The sequence below is a fragment of the Stenotrophomonas sp. S39 genome, assembly GCF_016624665.1.
Lineage (GTDB): Bacteria > Pseudomonadota > Gammaproteobacteria > Xanthomonadales > Xanthomonadaceae > Stenotrophomonas.
In genome coordinates, this window is sequence record NZ_JACVTT010000174.1 from 1 (window position 1) to 3556 (window position 3556).

Annotated in this window: 3 protein-coding genes; 1 reads left to right on the forward strand and 2 read right to left on the reverse strand. The window is 66.5% G+C overall.

Features of this window, described 5'->3' with window-relative positions:
* Window positions 1-62: 62 nt before the first annotated feature.
* Entirely contained in the window at window positions 63-287 is a 225-nt protein-coding gene (locus IAE41_RS22030; protein ID WP_049467479.1) for a CstA-like transporter-associated (seleno)protein, read from the reverse strand.
* Entirely contained in the window at window positions 287-2368 is a 2082-nt protein-coding gene (locus IAE41_RS22035; protein ID WP_108758047.1) for a carbon starvation CstA family protein, read from the reverse strand. The genes IAE41_RS22030 and IAE41_RS22035 overlap by 1 nt, the downstream gene beginning before the upstream one ends.
* Window positions 2369-2601: 233 nt before the next feature.
* Between IAE41_RS22035 and IAE41_RS22040 the strand changes: the two genes are divergently transcribed.
* Window positions 2602-3453 carry a pirin family protein gene (locus tag IAE41_RS22040; RefSeq protein WP_108758049.1) on the forward strand — a complete coding sequence of 284 codons (852 nt, stop codon included), beginning with the start codon at window positions 2602-2604 and terminating at the stop codon, window positions 3451-3453.
* The last annotated feature ends 103 nt before the right edge of the window (window positions 3454-3556 follow it).

Consider the following 3556-nt stretch of genomic DNA (forward strand, 5'->3'; position numbering starts at 1 on the left):
GTTTCCCCGGTTTTTTTTTGGGGGGGGGGGGGGGCCCCCCCCCGGGGCGCCCACACAAAACTTCAACAGCAGCGACCGCCGTTGCGACCGCCATACCGCGCTTCCTGCCGCTCACGGAAGAACGTCTTGTAGTCCATCGGCTCCTGGTCCGGATGCTTCTCCAGCATGTGCCGGACGTAGTTGTCGTAATCAGGAATCCCACAGCACAGCCGTGCAGTCTGCACCAGGCGCCGCCAGATGCGGCGGTGCGCCTGGTACTGGCCGACGGGAACGAGTTGCGTGCTCATTACAGATCCACCATTTCGTGCGGCTTCAGTGCCACGTACGGGGTCTCGCGGTCACTGCGCTGCGGATTGCGGCGCGCCGCCAGGATGGTCTTGATCGAATACACCAGCACCGCACCCACCACCAGCAGGAACAGCGAGGTCAGGCCCGTGTTGACGTAGGCATTGACCACGATCTGCTGCATCTGCGCCACCGACTTGGCCGGCGCGGTAATGGTGTCGCTGGCGATGGCCGCCTGGTACTTGTGCGCCTGCGCCAGGAAGCCCTGTGCCGGGTTGCTGTCGAAGATCTTGATGAAGCCCGCGTAGGTGGTGCAGATCAGCAGCCACACCGCCGGCAGCGCGGTCACCCACGCATAGCGGTCACGCTTCATCTTGAACAGCACCACCGTGCCCAGCATCAGCGCGATACCGGCCAGCATCTGGTTGGAGATGCCGAACAGCGGCCACAGCGTCTGGATGCCGCCGAACGGGTCGACCACGCCGGTGTAGAGCAGGTAGCCCCACAGCGCCACGCAGCCGGCGGTGCCGATGATGTTGGCCGTCCACGATTCGGTCTTCTTCAGCGCCGGGATGAAGTTGCCCAGCAGGTCCTGCAGCATGAAGCGACCGGCACGGGTACCGGCATCGACTGCGGTCAGGATGAACAGTGCTTCGAACAGGATCGCGAAGTGGTACCAGAACGCCATCATCGCGTCGCTGCTGCTGGGGATCGCCTCGTGCAGGATCTGCGCGATGCCCACCGCCAGCGTGGGGGCGCCACCGGCGCGATGCAGGATCGTCGGTTCACCGATGGCCGCCGCCGTCGCGGTCAGCTGTTCCGGGCTGATGGTGAAGCCCCAGGTGTTGGTGATGAAGTGCGCCGCCGAGGCCGCATCGGCACCGATCACCGCCGCCGGGCTGTTCATTGCGAAGTAGATGCCCGGATCGATGATCGAGGCCGCCACCAGCGCCATCACTGCCACGAACGATTCCATCAGCATGCCGCCGTAGCCGATGTAGCGCATGTGCGCTTCATTGGCGAGCAGCTTGGGCGTGGTGCCGGAGGAGATCAGTGCGTGGAAGCCGGACACTGCGCCGCAGGCGATGGTGATGAACAGGAACGGGAACATGCCGCCCTTCCACACCGGGCCGTCGCCACTGGCGGCGAACTGGGTCAGCGCCGGCATCTTCAGCTCCGGCATCACCACCAGGATGCCGATGGCCAGCGCGATGATGGTGCCGATCTTCAGGAAGGTGGACAGGTAGTCGCGCGGGGCCAGCAGCAGCCACACCGGCAGCACCGAAGCGACGAAGCCGTAGCCGATCAGCATCCAGGTGATCTGGGTGCCGGTGAAGGTGAATGCCGGGCCCCAGGTCGGGTCCGCCGCCACCTTGCCGCCGAACCAGATCGCGGCCAGCAGCAGGATCAGGCCGACCACCGAGATCTCGCCGATCTTGCCGGGGCGGATGTAGCGCATGTACACGCCCATCAGGATCGCGATGGGCATCGTCGCGATCACCGTGAACATGCCCCAGGGGCTTTCGGCCAGTGCTTTGACCACCACCATCGCCAGCACCGCCAGGATGATGATCATGATCAGGAAGGCGCCGAACAGCGCAATGGTGCCGGGCACCTGGCCCATTTCCTCACGCACCAGGTCGCCCAGCGAACGGCCGTTGCGGCGGCTGGACAGGAACAGGACCACGAAGTCCTGTACCGCGCCGGCCAGCACCACGCCCACCACCAGCCACAGCAGGCCGGGCAGGTAGCCCATCTGCGCGGCCAGCACCGGGCCGACCAGCGGGCCAGCGCCGGCGATGGCGGCGAAGTGGTGGCCGAACAGCACGTGCTTGTTGGTCGGGACGTAGTCCAGGCCATCGTTGTTGATCACCGCCGGGGTGGCCCGGGTCGGATCGAGCTGCATCACCTTGTCGGCGATGAACAGGCTGTAGAAGCGGTAGGCCACCAGGTACAGCGATACCGCGGCGACCACGATCCACAATGCGTTGATGTGTTCACCGCGGCGCAGGGCCACTGTGCCCAGACAGAATGCGCCAAGCAGGGCGAGGGCCGCCCAGCCTATTTTGGAAAACCCTTTCATGAGGTGCTCTCTCCCGGAAAGATGTTCAAAGAGTCCCGCGTGACCTGTGCACGGTCAATGTGTGCGGCACTTTTCTGCGGTAGTACTTTGGTCGAACACAACGCAGGCGCCGCCGCGCGGCGGACATGACGCCCGGCGAACACCAGTGGTGGAACAATCGGTTGCGGTGCCGCCCATTGGCGTTGCGGCGTGCGGCGTCCATCTTCATCGGCATCCATCCAACAGGAGTCGCCATGAGCCTTCCCGAGCCGGTGCGCGTGCAGCGCACCATCCGTGGCATGCCCACCTCCGACGGTGCCGGCGTGCGCCTGACCCGCGTCATCGGCGGCCCGTCGCTGCCCGACCTCGATCCGTTCCTGCTGCTGGATGAATTCGGCACCGATCGTGCCGAGGACTACATCGCCGGCTTCCCGGAACACCCGCACCGTGGCTTCGAGACCGTCACCTACATGCTCGACGGGCGCATGCGCCACCGCGACAACCACGGCAACGAAGGCCTGCTGACCCCGGGCAGCGTGCAGTGGATGACCGCTGGCCGCGGCCTGGTCCATTCGGAAATGCCGGAGCAGGAAAGCGGGCAGATGCGCGGTTTCCAGCTGTGGGTGAACCTGCCGGCGCGCGACAAGATGACCGACCCCAAGTACCAGGAGTTCGCGCCCGAGCGCATTCCGGTGGTGCAGCCGGCGGCGGGCGTGGAGGTGAAGGTGATCGCCGGTACCGTCGATGGCACGGCCGGCCCGATCGCCCAGCCGGCCACCGATCCGGTGTACCTGGACATCCGCCTGGAAGCCGACCGCGCCTGGACCTACACGCTGCCGGAAGGGCACAACGCCTTCGCTTATGTTTTCGAGGGCGGGGTGACGGTGGGCGAACAGGACGCCGCGCGTGACGTGGCGCGCCAGGAACTGGCGGTGCTGGGCGGCGGCGAGCAGCTGCACCTGTCGGCCGGAAGCGAAGGCGCACGGCTGATCCTGGTGGCGGGTCGCCCGCTGCGCGAGCCGGTCATGCGCCACGGCCCGTTCGTGATGAACACCCGGCAGGAGCTGATGCAGGCCTTCGTGGATTTCCAGGAAGGCCGCTTCTGAGGTAGTGCCGGCCGCTGGCCGGCAACCGCCTGCGATGGCGGCAGACGAGCGTGGGGGGCCCCCCCCCGCCCCCACCACCCACACCGGGGGTAAGGGGGGGGGG